A 457-nucleotide genomic window follows, 5' to 3' on the forward strand; every position below is an offset into this window, starting at 1 on the left:
TTTGCAAGCAGGGGGTCGTCGGTTCGATCCCGTCATCCTCCACCACTACCTGGTAACTTTGGTTGGCCGCCAAATGCAAGCGCTTAAGGATTGAGCGTTTGCATTTGGCATTGCCAAGCGACGAAAGTCGGCTGTTCTTTAACAATATGGGATGTAGTAAAGGTGTCGCGCGAGCGTTGATGAGACGCTGCAGTAGCAAACGCGATACCGGGTTGTGATTGTATCAACTAAAATGTATTTAAAGTGATCGAAAGATGACTTGGAATACGGCACAAATGCGAGAACTCAACCTGTAGTGAGCGGTGTCATGAGCGCAAGCTTGAGACACACTTGTTATAGGGTCAAGCGAACAAGTGCATGTGGTGGATGCCTTGGCGATCACAGGCGATGAAGGACGCGGTAGCCTGCGAAAAGCTTCGGGGAGCTGGCAAACAAGCTTTGATCCGGAGATGTCCGA

Annotated in this window: 1 rRNA gene; it reads left to right on the top strand. The window is 50.3% G+C overall.

What is annotated here, in order from left to right:
• Nucleotides 1-339: 339 nt before the first annotated feature.
• Nucleotides 340-457: ribosomal RNA gene (locus tag E1J61_RS35820) — 23S ribosomal RNA — on the top strand; the annotation flags it as partial.

Origin of the sequence: Cupriavidus sp. L7L, assembly GCF_004353535.1 — a bacterium.
Classification (GTDB): domain Bacteria; phylum Pseudomonadota; class Gammaproteobacteria; order Burkholderiales; family Burkholderiaceae; genus Cupriavidus; species Cupriavidus oxalaticus_A.